The 16,905-nt window shown below is 67.4% G+C and carries 18 protein-coding genes; 13 read left to right on the plus strand and 5 right to left on the minus strand.

The features are described 5' to 3' along the window. Window positions 1-174 precede the first annotated feature (174 nt). From AADJ02_RS11840 to AADJ02_RS11850, 3 genes are read left to right on the plus strand one after another with little or no spacing between them, the layout of a single operon-like run. Complete coding sequence (locus tag AADJ02_RS11840; protein WP_341213216.1) at window positions 175-1,308, plus strand: bifunctional 2-C-methyl-D-erythritol 4-phosphate cytidylyltransferase/2-C-methyl-D-erythritol 2,4-cyclodiphosphate synthase; 1,134 nt, start codon at window positions 175-177, stop codon at window positions 1,306-1,308. Next, complete coding sequence (locus tag AADJ02_RS11845; protein WP_341213217.1) at window positions 1,305-1,802, plus strand: phosphatidylglycerophosphatase A; 498 nt, start codon at window positions 1,305-1,307, stop codon at window positions 1,800-1,802. The genes AADJ02_RS11840 and AADJ02_RS11845 overlap by 4 nt, the downstream gene beginning before the upstream one ends. Before the next feature lie 2 nt (window positions 1,803-1,804). Next, a complete protein-coding gene (locus tag AADJ02_RS11850; protein WP_341213218.1) occupies window positions 1,805-2,287 on the plus strand; it encodes a CinA family protein in 483 nt (160 codons plus the stop codon). On the opposite strand, the gene AADJ02_RS11855 is transcribed toward AADJ02_RS11850, so the two are convergent. Beyond that, window positions 2,272-2,721, minus strand: coding sequence for a type II toxin-antitoxin system RatA family toxin (locus tag AADJ02_RS11855; protein ID WP_341213219.1), 450 nt, complete (start codon window positions 2,719-2,721; stop codon window positions 2,272-2,274). The two genes, AADJ02_RS11850 and AADJ02_RS11855, sit on opposite strands and share 16 nt — an antisense overlap. 122 nt (window positions 2,722-2,843) lie before the next feature. Here AADJ02_RS11855 and AADJ02_RS11860 point away from each other — a divergent pair, with 122 nt between their 5' ends. The 3 genes from AADJ02_RS11860 to AADJ02_RS11870 all read left to right on the plus strand — a co-directional run bounded on the left by AADJ02_RS11860 (window position 2,844) and on the right by AADJ02_RS11870 (window position 4,485). Next, the gene (locus tag AADJ02_RS11860) at window positions 2,844-3,026 is read left to right on the plus strand and encodes a hypothetical protein (RefSeq protein WP_341213220.1); all 183 of its coding nucleotides are present in this window, start codon (window positions 2,844-2,846) and stop codon (window positions 3,024-3,026) included. A gap of 89 nt (window positions 3,027-3,115) precedes the next feature. Next, the gene (locus AADJ02_RS11865) at window positions 3,116-3,586 is read left to right on the plus strand and encodes a cytochrome c (protein ID WP_341213221.1); all 471 of its coding nucleotides are present in this window, start codon (window positions 3,116-3,118) and stop codon (window positions 3,584-3,586) included. Then, entirely contained in the window at window positions 3,583-4,485 is a 903-nt protein-coding gene (locus AADJ02_RS11870; protein WP_341213222.1) for a cytochrome c, read from the plus strand. The genes AADJ02_RS11865 and AADJ02_RS11870 overlap by 4 nt, the downstream gene beginning before the upstream one ends. Before the next feature lie 39 nt (window positions 4,486-4,524). On the opposite strand, the gene lipA is transcribed toward AADJ02_RS11870, so the two are convergent. Beyond that, window positions 4,525-5,481: a lipoyl synthase gene (gene lipA, locus AADJ02_RS11875; RefSeq protein WP_341213223.1), complete on the minus strand. Its 957-nt coding sequence runs from the start codon at window positions 5,479-5,481 to the stop codon at window positions 4,525-4,527. Between the two features lie 217 nt (window positions 5,482-5,698). Here lipA and AADJ02_RS11880 point away from each other — a divergent pair, with 217 nt between their 5' ends. Beyond that, entirely contained in the window at window positions 5,699-6,247 is a 549-nt protein-coding gene (locus AADJ02_RS11880) for a peroxiredoxin (RefSeq protein ID WP_341213224.1), read from the plus strand. Window positions 6,248-6,278: 31 nt separating this feature from the next. Here AADJ02_RS11880 and AADJ02_RS11885 read toward each other — a convergent pair whose 3' ends face one another. Continuing rightward, window positions 6,279-7,205 carry a LysR substrate-binding domain-containing protein gene (locus tag AADJ02_RS11885; protein ID WP_341213225.1) on the minus strand — a complete coding sequence of 309 codons (927 nt, stop codon included), beginning with the start codon at window positions 7,203-7,205 and terminating at the stop codon, window positions 6,279-6,281. Window positions 7,206-7,310: 105 nt separating this feature from the next. Between AADJ02_RS11885 and AADJ02_RS11890 the strand changes: the two genes are divergently transcribed. Both AADJ02_RS11890 and AADJ02_RS11895 read left to right on the plus strand, forming a co-directional pair. Beyond that, complete coding sequence (locus AADJ02_RS11890) at window positions 7,311-8,801, plus strand: catalase (RefSeq protein WP_341213226.1); 1,491 nt, start codon at window positions 7,311-7,313, stop codon at window positions 8,799-8,801. 125 nt (window positions 8,802-8,926) lie between these two features. Next, window positions 8,927-9,637, plus strand: coding sequence for a hypothetical protein (locus tag AADJ02_RS11895; RefSeq protein ID WP_341213227.1), 711 nt, complete (start codon window positions 8,927-8,929; stop codon window positions 9,635-9,637). Here AADJ02_RS11895 and AADJ02_RS11900 read toward each other — a convergent pair. Then, window positions 9,634-10,641, minus strand: a complete 1,008-nt coding sequence (locus AADJ02_RS11900; RefSeq protein ID WP_341213228.1) for a DUF6456 domain-containing protein — start codon at window positions 10,639-10,641, stop codon at window positions 9,634-9,636. The genes AADJ02_RS11895 and AADJ02_RS11900 overlap by 4 nt on opposite strands. 311 nt (window positions 10,642-10,952) lie before the next feature. On the opposite strand from AADJ02_RS11900, the gene AADJ02_RS11905 reads away from it, so the two are divergent. Next, entirely contained in the window at window positions 10,953-11,228 is a 276-nt protein-coding gene (locus AADJ02_RS11905) for a DUF6477 family protein (RefSeq protein ID WP_341213229.1), read from the plus strand. Here the strand turns inward: AADJ02_RS11905 and AADJ02_RS11910 are convergent. Further along, window positions 11,221-12,783: a trimethylamine methyltransferase family protein gene (locus AADJ02_RS11910; protein WP_341213230.1), complete on the minus strand. Its 1,563-nt coding sequence runs from the start codon at window positions 12,781-12,783 to the stop codon at window positions 11,221-11,223. The genes AADJ02_RS11905 and AADJ02_RS11910 overlap by 8 nt on opposite strands. 166 nt (window positions 12,784-12,949) lie before the next feature. Between AADJ02_RS11910 and guaA the strand changes: the two genes are divergently transcribed. The 3 genes from guaA to AADJ02_RS11925 all read left to right on the plus strand — a co-directional run bounded on the left by guaA (window position 12,950) and on the right by AADJ02_RS11925 (window position 16,881). Further along, window positions 12,950-14,518 carry a glutamine-hydrolyzing GMP synthase gene (gene guaA / locus AADJ02_RS11915; RefSeq protein WP_341213231.1) on the plus strand — a complete coding sequence of 523 codons (1,569 nt, stop codon included), beginning with the start codon at window positions 12,950-12,952 and terminating at the stop codon, window positions 14,516-14,518. A gap of 176 nt (window positions 14,519-14,694) precedes the next feature. Then, window positions 14,695-15,834 (plus strand): outer membrane protein transport protein, encoded by a 1,140-nt coding sequence (locus AADJ02_RS11920; protein ID WP_341213232.1) that lies wholly within the window; start codon window positions 14,695-14,697, stop codon window positions 15,832-15,834. Window positions 15,835-15,948: 114 nt separating this feature from the next. After that, entirely contained in the window at window positions 15,949-16,881 is a 933-nt protein-coding gene (locus AADJ02_RS11925; RefSeq protein WP_341213233.1) for a DMT family transporter, read from the plus strand. Window positions 16,882-16,905 lie beyond the last annotated feature (24 nt).

Raw genomic sequence — 16,905 nt, forward strand, 5'->3', positions numbered from 1 at the left:
TTGCGTGTGCATGTGCTGCAGCATATCGCATTTGCCTAATAATTGTGCGACTTCCTGTCGGAAAGGATGGAATTGCGCCGCCCCATGCCAGCCCCTACACAAGCGCGACCGCCGCGTGAAGGAGACAGCGTGACACCCAGCCCGTCCCCGAAGCCCGCCCCCTCGCACTCTACCATGACCGGCACGGCCACAGTGATCGTCGCGGCGGGGCGCGGTCTGCGCGCGGGCGGCGGTCTGGCCAAACAATGGCGCGACCTTGGCGGCCGGACCGTTCTGGCGCGCAGCATAGAGGCCTTCGCGGGCTTGGGGCCGGTGTGTCTCGTGCTGCGGGCCGAGGAGATCGGTCGCCACCCCGAGATCGAACAGCGGGTCGATCTCGTCGTGGCGGGCGGTGCCGAGAGGGCGCTTTCCGTACGCGCCGGGCTCGAGGCGCTGGTGCCGCTCGCGCCCGAACGGGTGCTGATCCACGATGCGGCACGCCCGCTCGTGCCGCGCGAAACGATCGAGACGGTGATCGCGGCGCTCGACCATGGCCCGGCGGCGGCCCCCGGGTTGGTGGTCACCGACGCGTTGTGGCGGATCGAGGACGGCATGGTCGCCGCCGCGCCATCGCGCGAGGGGCTGGTGCGGGCGCAGACGCCGCAGGGGTTTCGCTTTGACGCGATCCTTGCGGCGCACCGCGCGCACGACGGCCCGCCTGCCGCCGACGACGTGGCCGTGGCGCGCGCGGCGGGGCTTGCGGTCACGGTCGTGCCGGGCCACGAGGACAATCTGAAGATCACCGGCGCGCAGGATTTTGCCCGCGCCGAGAGGATATTGGGGTGCGACATGGATGTGAGAACGGGCAACGGCTTTGATGTGCACGCCTTCGAGCCGGGCGAGAGCCTCTGGCTCTGCGGCGTCGAGATCGCGCATGAGCGGGGCCTCAAGGGCCATTCCGACGCCGACGTCGGCATGCACGCGCTGACCGATGCGATCTATGGCGCCATGGCGCATGGCGACATCGGCCAGCACTTCCCGCCCTCCGATCCGCAATGGAAGGGCGCGCGCTCGGAGGTGTTTCTCTCGCACGCCGCCGATCTGGCGCGGGTCGAAGGCTTCGCGATCACCCATTGCGACGTCACGCTGATCTGCGAGCGCCCCAAGATCGGGCCGCTGGCCGAGGCGATGCGCGGCGAGCTGGCGCGGATCATGAAGATCGAGATCGGCCGGGTCAGCGTCAAGGCGACCACCTCCGAGCGTCTGGGCTTTGCCGGGCGCGAGGAAGGCATCGCTGCCATGGCCACCGCGACGCTGGTGAAGGCATGAGCCGCCTCATCGCCACCTTCTTTTACTCGGGCCTGATCCGCCCGGCCCCCGGAACATGGGGTTCGCTCGCGGCCCTTGTTGCTGCATGGCCGATCTACTGGCTCGGTGGGCCGTGGCTGATGCTGGCGGCGATCGCCGTGGTGCTGATCGCGGGGTTTCCTGCGGCCCGGGCCGAAGCCGCGCGTTCGGGCGACCATGATCCTTCGCACGTCGTGATTGACGAGGTGGCGGGACAGTGGATCGCCTTGTTTCCGGTGCTTTACGGCGCGGCGCATGTCGGCGCGCCGGTGCTCGACCTCTGGCCCGGCTGGATCGCGGCCTTCGCGCTGTTTCGGCTGTTCGACATCTGGAAGCCGGGCCTCGTCGGCCGCATGGACCGGCGCGGCGACGTGACCGGGCTGATGATGGATGACGTGGTGGCCGGGATCTTCGCCGCCATCGGCGTGGTCGTTCTGGCGGCATTGGCGCATGGCGTGCTGATCTTCGGAGGCTGAACATGGGCGACACGGCGAGATTGGTGAACATGGCGCGCGCGGCGGGGCTGCGCGTTGCCACTGCCGAAAGCTGCACTGGCGGGCTGCTGGCCGCGTCGATCACCGAGACGCCGGGTGCGTCCAATGTCTTCGACTGGGGCGTCGTCACCTATTCCAACGCCTCCAAGCGCGATCTGCTGGGTGTCAGCGCCGAGAGCCTCGACATGCATGGCGCAGTGAGCGAGGAGGTCGCGGCCGAGATGGCCCGAGGCGCGCGCGGCCGCTCGGGCGCAGACATCGCCGTGTCGATCACCGGCATCGCGGGCCCCGGCGGCTCGGAGCACAAGCCCGAGGGGCGCGTGTGCTTCGGCGTCGCCACTGCGCAGGGCGTTACGACCGAGACGGTGGAATTCGGTGCGCGGGGCCGCGACACGGTGCGCGCGCTGTCGCGCGACCGGGCTACGGCGCTGGTCATCGCCGCGATCGAAGCTCAGCCGCGCCCGTAAAGCTCCTGCGCGCGCCGCTCGAAGGCGCGCACCACGCGTTGCATCGCCTCGTTGAAGAACAGACCCGCCGCGCCCTGCAAGAGCCTGTTGCGAAACTCGAAATCGACGTCGAAATGCACCTCCGAGCCGCCTTCGACATCGCGGAAGGTCCAGTTCGAATGCAGGTGGTGGAACGGCCCGTCGATGTATTCGGTCTCGATCCGCTTCTTTTCGGGCCACAGCACGACGCGGCTGGCAAAGCGCTCGCGGAACACCTTGAACGAGATCACCAGATCCGCGAGCATCACCTCGTGATCGCCCTCGGGCGTGACCGACCGCACCCGCGCCGCCGCGGTCCAGGGCAGGAACTTGGGGTAATTGCCGACATCCGCCACGAGGTCGTACATCTGCTGGGCGCTATAGGGCAGCGTGCGGGTCTCGGCATGTGTCGGCATCGGTGTATCCTTCGTGTCTCGCTCCATCTCACCCCCACGCGGGCCGAGATCAACCCCGCCGGCCTTGCGACACGCGGTCACCGCACCGATCTGGGGCATGAGACCGACAGGGAAAGTGCGGCATGAACATCCACTGGCTGCTGCGCCTCACCTATTGGATGCGCCACCCGCCCTCGCCGGGGCGCATGGCGCTGATCGCCGGGGTGATCGTGCTGTGCCTCCTCCTCGTCGGGGCGGAGCGGTTCTGGGGATGGCCCGACGCGCTCACCGTGACGCCTGCGGGACGCGGCGGGCTTCTGCGCTGAACCATGAGGGATTCACCGTCTTTCTACTGGACCGGGATTTTACCGACGTTACGGTAGGGGGAAGGTGACCCACAGCAGGAAGTGCCATCATGATCCGTTCGATTCGTATCCTCCTCCTCGCCTCCGGCCTCACGGCGGCGGCGGGGCTCGCCTCTGCGCAGGCCTTCGACGCCGAGACGGCATACAAGCTGCGCGAAAGCCACATGAAGCTGATGGGCGCGCATCTGGGCGTGCTGGGCAAAATGGCCAAGGGCGAGGCGGAGTATGACGCCGAGGTAGCTGCGGCTTCGGCCACGACGCTGGCCGGGCTCGCCTCCGGCGCGCACGGCAACTACTGGGTCGAAGGCTCGTCGAGCGACGAGATCGCCGACAGCCGCGCCCTGCCCGCGATCTGGGAAAAGCGGGAGGACTTCGACGCCAACACCGAGGCGCTCATTCAGGCGACTTCGGCGATGCGCGATGCCGCCGGCACCGATCTCGCGGCGCTTCAGGGGGCGATGGGCGGCCTGGGCGGCGCTTGCGGTGATTGCCACAAGGCCTACCGCAAACCCGAGGAATGATCCGACGGGCGTTCGGCGCGGTCACGGCGGTCGTTCTGCTGGCGGGCGGCGCGGGCTGGGTGCTGACCGCGCCGCAGCCCCTGCCCGCCTCGGCAATCGATGGGCCGCCAGGTGATCCGGAAAAGGGCGCGCTGGTCTTTGCGGCCGCAGGCTGCGCCTCGTGCCATATAGCGCCTGATACGGAGGCAGGCGATGCGCCGGTGCTCTCGGGCGGGCGGGCCTTCGTTTCGCCCTTCGGCACCTTTCACGCGCCCAACATCTCGCCCTCGCCGCAGGGCGTGGGTGATTGGTCGGATGCCGAGATCATGGATGCGGTGATGCGGGGCGTCTCGCCGTCCGGCGCGCATTATTATCCCGCCCTGCCTTATGCTGCCTATGACAAGGCCGACCCGCGCGATATCCGCGACCTCGTGGCCTATCTGCGTGGCTTGCCGCGCTCCGGCGTTGAAAGCCTGCCGCACGAGGTGTCGTTCCCGTTTTCCATCCGGCGCGGCGTCGGGCTGTGGAAGCGGCTTTACGTCGACGAGGGTTGGACCGTTGCAGGCGATCTGCCTGACGACGCTGCCCGTGGCCGCTATCTCGCCGAAGCCTTGGGCCATTGCGGGGAGTGTCACACGCCGCGCGGACCGCTTGGCGGGCTCGATCACGACCAATGGCTTGGCGGAGCGCCCAACCCTTCTGGCGACGGGCGCATTCCCAACATCACCCCCGGTGGGCTCGACTGGTCCGAAAGCGAGATCGCCTATTACCTCGGCACCGGTTTCACGCCCGAATTCGACACGGCGGGCGGCGAGATGGCCATCGTCGTGTCCGAATTGGCCAAGCTGCCGGAGGAAGACCGCGCAGCCATCGCCGCCTATCTCAAGGCGGTGCCACCGATTGCCCCTGCCGCCGAGTGATCGGCGACAGGTCAGGTGTAGCTTGCAGGGAGTTTCGGATCAGGTGCCCAGCTTGGCCAGCCGCGCCGCGCGCAGCTGCGCGAAATCGTCGCCCGCGTGGTAGGACGACCGCGTCAGCGGCGTCGCCGACACCATCAGGAAGCCCTTGCCGCGCGCCGCCTTCTCGTAGCTCGCGAACTCCTCGGGCGTCACGAAGCGGTCCACCGCGTGGTGCTTGGGCGTTGGCTGCAGATATTGGCCGATGGTCAGGAAATCGATGTCGGCGGCTCGCATGTCGTCCATCACCTGATGCACGCCCTGCTTGTCCTCGCCCAGACCCACCATGATGCCCGATTTGGTGAACATCGACGGGTCCAGCTCCTTCACCCGCTGGAGCAGGCGCAGGCTGTGGAAATAGCGCGCGCCGGGGCGCACCTCGGGGTAGAGACCGGGCACGGTCTCGAGGTTGTGGTTGAACACGTCCGGTTTCGCCTCGACCACGATCTCAAGCGAGCCGGGCTTGGTCTTGAGAAAGTCCGGGGTCAGGATCTCGATCGTGGTGCCGGGCGACTGGCGACGCACGGCGCGGATCGTCTGGGCGAAATGCGCGGCCCCGCCGTCCTCGACATCGTCGCGGTCGACCGAGGTGATCACCACGTGGTTCAATCCGAGCTTCTTGACCGCATCGGCGACGCGCCCCGGCTCGAACACGTCGAGCGCGTCGGGGCGGCCCGTCGCCACGTTGCAGAAGGTGCAGCCGCGCGTGCAGATATCGCCCATGATCATCATGGTGGCGTGGCCCTGCGACCAGCACTCACCGACATTGGGACAACCGGCCTCTTCGCAGACGGTGACGAGCTTGTGCTCGCGCATGATGTCGCGGGTCTGCTTGTAGCCTTCCGAGGTCGGGGCCTTGACCCGGATCCACTCCGGCTTCTTGGGCTGCGGCGCGCTGTCGGCGCGGCGTGCCTTTTCGGGGTGACGGTCGCCGGGGATCTTCAGGTCGCGCACGGTCATGCCTTTCCTCTTGGCCTTGTCGATACATATGCGGCCTGACCTTTGGGCGCAACGCAGATGGGCGCCACCGGGGTCTCTGGGCCGCCCCCTGGCTGCAACCCTGCCATGCGTTCGGCCCCCTCGCCCGATTTGCCGCAACGCAGCATTGCGAAGCGCTACCCGATCTCTTAGGTCCAGCCCCGAACCCGTTGATCCGAAGACAGACAGGAGCATGTACATGCAGCCCGGCGCCCGTATCCCCGACGTGACCTTCCGCACCCGAGTGCGCGACGAAAGCCTCGACGGCCCCAACCCCTTCCGTTGGGAAGAGCGCGACACCGCCTCGTATTTCGCGGGCAAGCGCGTGGTGCTGTTCTCGCTGCCCGGCGCGTTCACGCCCACCTGCTCGACCTACCAGCTGCCCGGCTTCGAGAAGAACATCGACGCGTTCCGCGCTCAGGGCGTCGACGCGATCTACTGCATGTCGGTCAACGATGCCTTCGTGATGAACCAGTGGGCGAAGGCGCAGAACCTCGAGAACGTCGAAGTGATCCCCGACGGTTCGGGCGAGTTCACCCGCCGCGCCGGGATGCTGGTGCGCAAGGACAACCTCGGCTTCGGCCTGCGCTCGTGGCGCTATGCCGCCATCATCAACGACGGCCGCATCGAGGCATGGTTCGAAGAGCCGGGTCTGTGCGACAACCACCCCGAAGACCCCTACGGCGTCTCCTCGCCCGAGACCGTGCTGGAGTGGCTCGAGGCGGCGAACCGCGAAGAAGCCGCCTGATCCCTGAGGGACTGACCGCGCGCCACGCGCATTACGGACAGACCGCGCGGGCCGAGCTCAACAACTCGGCCCCCGCATCGCGCAAGAGCGCAGCCAGCGGCGCGGCCCAGGCGTCGTCGCCCCCGCCCCGGCGCAGCAGCGCAAGCTCGCGCGCGGGTTCAGGCGCGGCGAACCGTATCAGCGCCAGCGACGGTGCCGCCGCCGTCTCGGCCCGAAGCGCGATCTCGGGCAGCAGCGTCAGCCCGAAGCCCTCGGCTACCAGCCCTGACAGCGTCGCCAGCGACGAGGCGCCGAGATCGACGCGCCCGCGTCCCCGCAATCCGCAGACCTCCAATGCCTGATCCGCGAGGCAATGCCCCTCGTCGAGCAGCAGCAGTTGATCTGGGGCCAGCGTCGTGGGGCGCAGCGCCTCTGTCCCGCCCGACCAATGCGCGAGCCGCGTGGCGGTCCCCGCCAGCACGAAGCGGTCCGAGAACAGCGGCTCGGCCACCAGATTCGCCCCCGGCAGCGGCAGCGCCGCCACCACGGCGTCGACGCGTCCCGCCTCGAGATCATCGAGCAGCGCCTCGGTCTGCGCCTCGCGCACGCGGATGTCGAGCGTCAGGTCGCGCGCGCGCAGCCGGGTCAGCGCCAGCGGCAGCAGATACGGCGCCACGGTCGGGATCACCCCGAGCCGGAGCCGCCCCGTCAAGCCGCGCGACAGCCGAGCCGCGCGCTCCAGATCCGCGACCTCGGCCATGATGCGACGCGACCGCTCCAGCACCTCGCGCCCGGCACGGGTCAGCCGGATGCCACGCGGCAGCCGCTCCACCAGCTCCACCCCGAGGATCGTTTCCAGCTCCTTGATCTGCTGGCTCAGCGCGGGTTGGCTGACGAACACCGTTTCGGCGGCGCGGCCAAAACCGCCCGTCCCGGCCAGCGCCACGAAATAGCGCAACTGTTTGAGTGATGGGGTCATGGTATTGCGATAACCTGAGCTTATGGCAAAGGCCAGAAATTCCGATTTTGCCTTTGCCTTCGGGCGCGTCATAGTCCGCTTCGAAGCCAATGCCGGAGCACAGCCATGACCGACAGACCCCGCCTGACGACATCCGCAGGCGCCCCCGTCGCCGACAACCAGAACGCTAAGACCGTCGGACCGCGCGGCCCCGTTCTCCTCGAAGACTACCAGCTGATTGAGAAGCTCGCGCACCAGAACCGCGAGCGCATCCCCGAGCGCGTCGTGCACGCCAAGGGCTGGGGTGCCTATGGCACGCTGCGCGTGACCGAGGACATCACGAAATACTCCCGCGCCGCCGTCTTCAAGCCGGGCAGCGAGACCGAGATGCTCGCCCGCTTTTCCACCGTGGCCGGTGAACAGGGTGCCGCCGACGCCGAGCGCGACGTGCGCGGCTTCGCTCTCAAGTTCTACACCGAGGAAGGCAACTGGGACCTCGTGGGCAATAATACCCCTGTGTTCTTCGTGGCCGACCCTTACAAGTTTCCGGATTTCATCCACACGCAAAAGCGCCATCCGCAGACCAACCTGCGCTCGGCCACCGCGATGTGGGACTTCTGGTCGCTCTGCCCCGAGAGCCTGCATCAGGTGACGATCCTGATGTCGGATCGCGGCCTGCCGCAGACGCCGATGCACATGAACGGCTACGGCAGCCACACCTTCTCGCTGTGGAACGACGCGGGCGAGCGGTTCTGGGTGAAGTTCCACTTCAAGACCCAGCAGGGCCACAAGCACTTTACCAATGACGAAGCGGTGCAGGTCATCGGCAAGAGCCGCGAGACCTATCAGGAGGCGCTGTTCGGCACCATCGCGGGCGGACATTTCCCGAAATGGGACATGTTCATCCAAGTCATGCCCGAGATGGACGCGATCGAGTTCGAGAAGAAGACCGGCTGGTCGGCTTTCGATCTCACAAAGGTCTGGCCGCATGGCGACTACCCGCTGATCAAGGTCGGCGAGATGGAGCTGAACCGCAACGCCGAGAACTACTTCACCGAGATCGAGCAGTCGGCCTTCAACCCGTCCAACGTGGTGCCGGGCATCGGCTTCTCGCCCGACAAGATGCTGCAGGGCCGTCTCTTCTCCTACCCGGACGCGCATCGCTACCGGATCGGCACCCATTACGAGAGCCTGCCGGTCAACACGCCCAAATCCCCGGTGAACCACTACCACCGCGATGGCACCATGCCGTTCGGCCTCAAGACCAATCCGGATGCCTATTACGAGCCGAACTCCTTCGGTGGTCCGGTCGAGGATCCGTCGGTGGCCGAACCGCCGCACCGCTACGAAGGCGAAGTGGCCCGCTATGACTACCGTTCAGAGGCGGATCACTACAGCCAGCCGCGCGCGCTGTTCAACCTGTTCGATGAGGGCCAGAAGAGCCGGCTGTTCTCGAACATCGCCACCGCGATGACCGGCGTGCCGCAGGAGATCATCGATCGCCAGCTGGCGCATTTCGACAAGGTCGATCAGGCCTACGGCGACGGCATCCGCCAAGCGCTCGAGCATCAGAAGACCGAGAACGTCGGCGTCGACACCAGCCACGCCGCCGAGTGAACGGCTGACATCAATGGGCTTGCTGACGGCGGCGGGGAAACCCGCCGCCGTTTTAATTTCATTGCCAGCTGCACGGGGCGCGCGCAGCATTCGCCACGTGTCATCAGCGATCGGAATCACCCGAAATGACTCCTGCAACGATCTACGGCTTTGCCCCGGCCTTCGGCCTGCCAACCTCGGGGCCCTTCACCCTGAAGCTTTTGGCCTGGTGCCGGCTCAACGGGGTGCCCTTCGAGTTCAAGGTCGAGAACAACCCCGGCAAGGGCCCGCTGAAGAAGAGCCCCTGGGCTGAGATCGACGGCGAGACTGTGGCCGACAGCGACGTGATCATCGCGCGCCTCGCCGCACGCCACAATGTACCGCCTCCCGCCATCGACACCGCTCCGGCGGCGGCGGGCCGCGCTTGGAAGATGGCTGCCGAAGAGGGGCTGCACCAGATCTACGAGCACGAGCTGATCATGCTGCCGGAGGGGTCGGCCTGGTTCCGCGATTTCTTGCGCGCCGACATGCCGGCACCGATCGCGGCGCTGGCCCATGCTGCCTTTCGCCGCTCGCTGGGCAGGCAGCTCCATGCGCGCGGCATGACCCGGCTGGGGCCCGAAGGGATCGCGGCGCGCGGCCGCGATCTACTCGACGCGCTCGACCTGTGGCTCGGCGTGCACGATTTCATCGAAGGACCGGCGCCCGGCATCGCCGATGCCACTCTTTATGGGATGCTGGCGCCGATGCGGCGCTGGTCGATGCAGACACCGGTGGCCCGCCACGCGCGCGACCTCCCGGCGATCGCCGCCTGGGACGAGGAGCTGACACGCCGCTGCGGGTTCGCCGCGGACTAGCCGATCATATCGCCCCCCCCCGTGGCGTCGTAGTGGCGACGCAGTCGCTGCAGCGCGATGCGCAGCACGATCTTGCCCGAGCGGGCCGACCAGCCCATGCGCCGCTCGAGGCTCTCCATGCCCTCGAGATAGCAGCAGCAACGCAGCGCCACGTCGCCCAGACCCGGCCCAAGATCGGCCAGCGCCGCCGCCAGCCTTTCGCGCGAACCCGACGGCGTCTGTCCCGGCCCGGAGGTCGCCTCGCAGCCCGAGGTGAGAAAACGCGACCAGTCCTGCGTCACACGCGGGCCGATCTGCGCCAGTTCGAAATCCTCGCGCAGACGCTCTCCCGCCGCGACGAGATCGCGGCCCAGAAACGGCTGCCCGTCGCGGTCGCGGCGGCGCGCCAAAAGCGTCAACGGACCTTCGACCGGCACCGCGCGCGCTCCACCCGGCGCCCCGTCGAAGGACGCCCCCGCCTCGGCAAAGCCCGGCGCCTTCGGCGCGGCCCCCTTCAGCTCGGCGCGGCCCGTGGCGGTGATGCGGTAGCGCGCCACCTTGCCGGGGCCCTCCTGCGCCGCGATCCAGCCACGCAGCGCCAGCGTTTCGGCCACCGACCGCTCGAGCCGGGCCAGACGCTGCGTCGTGCCGTCCGCACCTTCGCGCATCACCGCCGCGACCGGCATGCCGGGCGCCACCGCCAGCACCGCCCCCGGTTCGGCCATCCGGCGCAGCACGCGCAGCGCCTCGGCAGCACTCTCGTCCTCAAGGGGTTCGGGCCGCGGGCCCTTCGGGTCATGATGGGTCATGGTCTTCTCCTCGGGGGGGATGGCGGGCGCATCGGGGCCGATCTCGGACCGAAAGCCCCGCGACAGCCGTTGCAGGGCGGCGTCGACCAGCGGGTCGTCGCGTCGGCTTTCGAGCTGGCGCACCTGTCGCAGAACGGTCGAGGCATGCACCTCCGACCGGCGGGCCAGAACTCGGATCGGCGCGCCGCCTTCGACATGTTCGAGGTAGTGCCGCACCGCCGGCGGCACCCAACCGGGAAGGCACTTCGGTCCGCCTTCTCGGCTCCGCGTTCTTATCCCCACGGCCGGATACGATGGCCGCGCCTGGCATTCCCTGACATCCCCAAGCTTCACGATCTCAACTCTCAGTTGCCCCGGTTAGCGAAACATTAATTCGTTCCGAACCCGTTCATCTTGATTGAAAAATCCCAAACAAGCTTGAAGCAACCGCGCGTTGTAAGGCGGTGTGACGCAACGCAACGACAGGCGTGAGACACTCTCGGGGAATGCAGCATGACCTTGAGGGAGGACAGGATATGCAGGACCCGTTGAGCAGGATCACCGTGCTGAAACGACCGCCGCTGCTCGTCGACGCCGCGCGCCACGGCGTGGACGCCTATGATCGCGCGGCCCTGTTGCCGCGACTGATCGGGGCCTGCCCGGTCGGCCCGGCGCGCGCCGTGATGGCGCTGCTCGACCGCGAGGCCGATCTCGAAGCACGGCGGCGCTCGGGGTCAGGCGATTACCGCCCGGCCCGTCATGTGGAGCTGATCGTGGCGCTGATGGGCGAGGCGCGACTGATCCGCGCCGCCGCTCTCAGCTGAAGCTGTCGGGCATCGAGGCCTTTCTGGTTTCGACATATTCGGTCAGCCGCTGCGCGATCTCGGGATCGAGCGGCGGTTGGCGATAGGTGTCGAGCTGCTTGGCCACCCGCGCCGAAGCGAGCGCCTGCGTGTCGCGCGCGCCCTCCTCGTCCCAAGTCTCGAACGGTTTGTAGTCGAGCAGGTCGCTGCGCCAGAAGGCGGTCTTGAAGTTGGCCTGCGTGTGCGCGCAGCCAAGGTAATGCCCGCCGGGACCCACCTCGCGGATCGCGTCCATCGCCTGCATCTCTTCGGAGGCGTCGACGCCGCGGGCCAGTTGGTGCAGCGCGCCGAGCTGATCCGCGTCCATCACGAATTTCTCGTAGGAGGCGACGAGCCCGCCTTCGAGCCAGCCACAGGCGTGCAGCATGAAGTTGACCCCCGAGAGAAGCCCCATGTTTAGGCTGTTGGCGCTCTCATAACCGGCCTGCGCGTCGGGCAGCTTGGAGCCGCAGAACCCGCCCGCCGAGCGGTAGGGCAACCCCATGCGCCGCGCCAGTTGCCCCATGCCATAGGTGATGAGCGAGGCCTCTGGCGTGCCGAAGGTAGGAGCGCCAGAGTTCATGTCGATCGAGGTGACGAAGGCGCCGACGATCACCGGCGCGCCGGGGCGCACGAGCTGGCTGTAGGCGACGCCCGCCAGCGCCTCGGCCAGCACTTGGGTCAGCGTGCCCGCGACCGAAACCGGTGCCATCGCGCCGCCCACGATGAAGGGCGAGATGATGCAGGCCTGATTGGCCTTCGCATAGACCTCGAGCGCGCCCATCATGATGCCGTCGAAGGTCAGCGGCGAGTTGATGTTGATGAGAGAGGTCATCACCGTGTTCTCGGCGACGAACTCCTTTCCGAACAGGATCTCGCACATCTCGACGCTGTCCTGCGCCCGCTCGGGCGCCGTCACCGAGCCCATGAAGGGCTTGTCGGAATAGACCATATGCGCGTGCAGCATGTCGAGGTGACGCTTGTTCACGGCCACATCCGTCGGCTCGCACACCGTGCCGCCCGAGTGGTGCAGCCATTTCGACATGTAGCCGAGCTTCACGAAGTTGCGGAAATCCTGAATCGTGGCATAGCGGCGACCGCCATCGGCGTCGCGCACGAAGGGCGGGCCATAGACCGGGGCCAGCACGAGGTTGCGGCCGCCGATCTCGACGTTGCGCTCGGGGTTGCGGGCGTGTTGGGTGAAGCTCGCGGGCGCGGTGGCGCAAAGCTTGCGCGCCAGCCCGCGCGGGATGCGCACCCGCTCGCCGTCGATATTGGCCCCCGCCTGCCGCCACAGCTCCAGCGCGCCGGGGTTGTCCGAGAACACCACACCGATCTCTTCGAGCACAGTCTCGGCGTTGGTCTCGATCACCTCGATGGCATGGGCGTCGAGCACCTCGAAGTTCGGGATGTTGCGCTCGATGAAACGCGCGGTCTCGACGCTGACCGCTGTGCGCTCGGCGCGTCGCGCCGCACCCCCGCCGGACCGTCCGCGCCGTGCTGCCCGCTCTCCGGCCATCTGTGCCGCTTCCGTCATCGCCCGCTCCCGTGATGCGTCTTTGCCCCGTGATAGCCGCGCGCGCCGCCCGCCCTTGGCCGGATTGCGCCGCCTCAGGCGCGAAAGCGACATGTGGCCCGAAGCGGTGCGATTTTTCGGCCCCGCCACTCTTGCGCGAATGGCCGGGCGGGCCTATTCGCAGGCCATGACCGAGCATAGCCAACAGCACCAGCGCCTTCTCATCGTGGATTTCGGCTCACAGGTGACGCAGCTCATCGCGCGTCGCTTGCGCGAGTTGAACGTCTACTGCGAGATCCATCCCTTCAACGCGGTGGACGAGGCCTTCCTCGACGCCTTCGAGCCGCAGGCGGTGATCCTGTCGGGCGGCCCGGCCAGCGTCCCCGACGAGGGCAGCCCGCGGCCGCCGATGCGGGTGTTCGAGCTGGAGGTGCCGGTCTTGGGCATCTGCTACGGCCAACAGGTGATGATGCAGATGCTGGGCGGCGAAGTGCTGCGTGGCGACGGCACCGCCGAGTTCGGCCGCGCCTATGTCGAGCCCGAGGGCGAGGCTACCGATCTGCTGCGCGGCTGGTTCATCGAGGGCCGCGAGCAGGTCTGGATGAGCCATGGCGATCACGTCAGCAAGCTGGCGCCGGGCTTCGAGGTCTGCGGCACCTCGCCGGGCGCGCCTTTCGCGATCACCGCCGATCTCGACCGTCGCTTCTATGCGGTGCAGTTTCATCCCGAGGTGCATCACACCCCGCATGGCAAGACCTTCCTCGAGAATTTCCTGCACATCGCGGGCTTTACCGGCGACTGGACCATGGGCGCCTACCGCGAGGAGGCGATCCGCCTGATCCGCGAGCAGGTCGGCGATGCCAAAGTGATCTGCGGCCTCTCTGGCGGCGTCGACAGCTCGGTCGCGGCCGTGCTGATCCACGAGGCGATCGGCGACCAGCTCACCTGCGTCTTCGTCGATCACGGTCTGCTGCGCGAGGGCGAGGCCGAGCAGGTCGTGACGATGTTCCGCGATCATTACAACATGCCGCTCATCCACGCGCAGGAGGACGACCTGTTCCTCGACGCGCTCGAGGGGGTTTCCGACCCCGAGGTCAAGCGCAAGACCATCGGCAAGCTCTTCATCGACGTGTTCCAGAAGCACGCCAAGGAGGTCGGCGGCGCCACCTTCCTCGCCCAGGGCACACTCTACCCTGACGTGATCGAGAGCGTCAGCTTCTCGGGCGGGCCGAGCGTCACGATCAAGAGCCACCACAACGTCGGTGGCCTGCCCGAAAAGATGGGGCTGAAGCTCGTAGAGCCGCTGCGCGAGCTGTTCAAGGACGAGGTCCGGGCTCTGGGCCGCGAACTCGGTCTGCCCGACAGCTTCATCGGCCGTCACCCCTTCCCCGGACCGGGCCTCGCGATCCGCTGCCCCGGCGAGATCACCCGCGAAAAGCTGGCGATCCTGCGCCGCGCCGACACGGTGTTCATCGACCAGATCCGCAAGCATGGCCTTTATGACGATATCTGGCAGGCTTTCGTGGCCTTGCTGCCGGTGCGCACTGTGGGCGTGATGGGCGACGGTCGGACCTATGACTACGCCTGCGCGATGCGCGCGGTAACGTCGGTCGACGGCATGACTGCCGACTACTACCCCTTTACCCACGAATTCCTCGGCGAGACCGCGACGCGGATCATCAACGAGGTGCGCGGCATCAACCGTGTCACCTATGACGTGACCTCGAAGCCGCCGGGCACCATCGAGTGGGAATGACCCGCGACCAAGGCCCCTTCGGGGGCCTTTTTCGTGGCCGGGAGCGCGCCCGTGAATGATGCGCCGATGTGACGCTGCGACGTGCACGTCAACCTGCCGTTGCGTCATAGATTGCGGCGAATCTGTGCGATGGCTCTGTTCCCTGTTGAGGACGCATCATGCGACAGGGAGACATCATGAAACTGCAGTTTGGCGCCACCAGCGCCTTGGCCTTGGCCTCGGCGCTGCTGGCCACCGGAGCCGGGGCCGTCGGCCTCGATCGCTCGAACCAGGACATCACGGCGATTTTCGAGGAAGGCAACGTCCTCGAGCTGAGCTTCGGCAAGGTGTTCCCGGAGCTTTCGGGCAAGGACGTCGCCGTGTTCGGTGGCGGGGAATATGATAATGTCGGCGAGGATTTCCTCAACGTATCGACCAGCGCGAAGATGGATTTCGGCAACGGCTTCTCCGGTGCCGTCATCATCGACCAGCCCTTTGGCGCCGACATCGATTACCCGACCACCGCCATTGCCTTGGGCGGCACGATGGCGCAGCTCGAAGGCCACACGATCACTGCGGTGGGCCGCTACCAGTTCAACGAGAACGTCAGCGTCCATGCCGGCGTCCGGCGCCAGACCCTCCAGGGGGACATCACCCTATCGGGTGCGGCCTATGGCCCGCTCAGCGGATATTCGGTGGCGCTGGAGGAGAACGACGCCACCGGCTACCTCGTCGGCGTGGCCTACGAGATCCCCGAGATCGCACTGCGCGCGGCGCTGACTTACAATTCGGCGATCGAGCACGACTTCGACACGACCGAGGCCATCAGCGGCACCGTCGTCTCCACTGGCACTACAACCACGGTGGAGACTCCCGAAAGCTGGAACCTCGATTTGCAGACAGGGATCGCGCCCGACACGCTGGCCTTCGCCAACATCCGCTACGCCGCATACGAGGATACCAAGGTCCAGCCCGCCTTCTTCGCGGCGAACACGTTGCCGGGGACCAGCCTGACCAATATCGACGACAACTATCAGGTGCAGGTCGGCGTCGGACGCAAGTTCTCGGACATGTTCGCGGCCCAGGTCGCGGTGGGCTTCGAGCCGGAGGGCGACGACCGCATCTCGCCGCTCGATCCGACCGACGGCAAGCGCTGGATCAGCCTGGGCGGCAGCTACAATATGGAAACGGTGACCCTTTCGGGCGGCATCCGTTACACCATGCTGGGCGATGCCAACCCGGAAACCCGCAACCCCGATGGCAGCATCTCCGATCGGGCAGAGTTCTCCGACAACTCGGCCGTCGCGATCGGCATGAGCGTCGCCTATCGCTTCTGATCCCGCTGCGGGTCACGTGGGAGGGGCTGGCCGCAGGGTCGGCCCCTTATGCGTTTGCATGCAACCCGCATGTTTCGGATTGCACCTGCTTGATCCGCGTGCACAGTGCCCGTCATGACGGCACAGAAAACCATGACCAACGCGGCTTGGGCGCAGCTCGGCCTGCTTGCCCTGATCTGGGGTGGCTCGTTCCTCGCGGTGCGCGTGGCGCTGGACGAGATCGGGCCGCTCTGGATCGTCGGGCACCGCGCCTTCTGGGCGGCGGTGGTGCTCTGGCCCGTGGTGCTGCTGCGCCATCTGGCCTTGCCGCGCGGCGCGCGGCTCTGGGCGGTGCTGGTGGTCATGGGCGCGCTCAATAACGCAATCCCCTTCGGGCTTCTGGCTTGGGGCCAGCAGCACGTGGACACCGGCCTCATCGCCATTCTGAACGCGGCCACGGCGATCTTCGGCGTGCTGTTTGCCGCGATCTTCTTTGCCGACGAGCGGCTTTCTGCGCGCAAGGCGCTGGGCGTGGCCTTGGGGTTTTCGGGCGTGGTCTGGGTGATCGGGCCCGCGGCGCTCTCTGGCTTCGATCCCGGCGCGCTGGGGCAGCTGGCCGCCATCGGCGCGACGATCTCCTATGCGCTGGCCGGCGTTTGGGCGCGCAAGAAGATGGGCGGGCTGCCGCCGCTCACCGCCGCCGCCGGGATGACCACCGGGGCCGCGCTGATCATGGTGCCGCTGGCCTGGGGTCTTGAGGGCGCGCCGCGGTTCGATCTGGCCCCCGCCACCCTCGCGGGGCTGAGCTATGTGTCCATCGGCTCGACCGCGCTGGCCTATATCCTCTACTATCGGGTCATCGCGCTGGCGGGCAGCGGCAACGTGCTTTTGGTGACGCTTATGGTGGCACCCGTGGCGATCCTTCTTGGCGTCCTGGTTCTGGGCGAGACGCTGCCCCCCCGCGCCTACACGGGGTTCGCGCTGCTGGCCTGCGGTCTTGCGGTGCTCGACGGGCGGCTTTTCAAGCGTCCGCGCGCCCGTGGTGCGGCGCCTGCGCCCAAGTTCTGACTGGACCGGGTCGCGCGGCTTCTT

This window comes from uncultured Limimaricola sp. (assembly GCF_964022235.1).
In the GTDB taxonomy this organism is placed as follows: Bacteria; Pseudomonadota; Alphaproteobacteria; order Rhodobacterales; family Rhodobacteraceae; genus Limimaricola.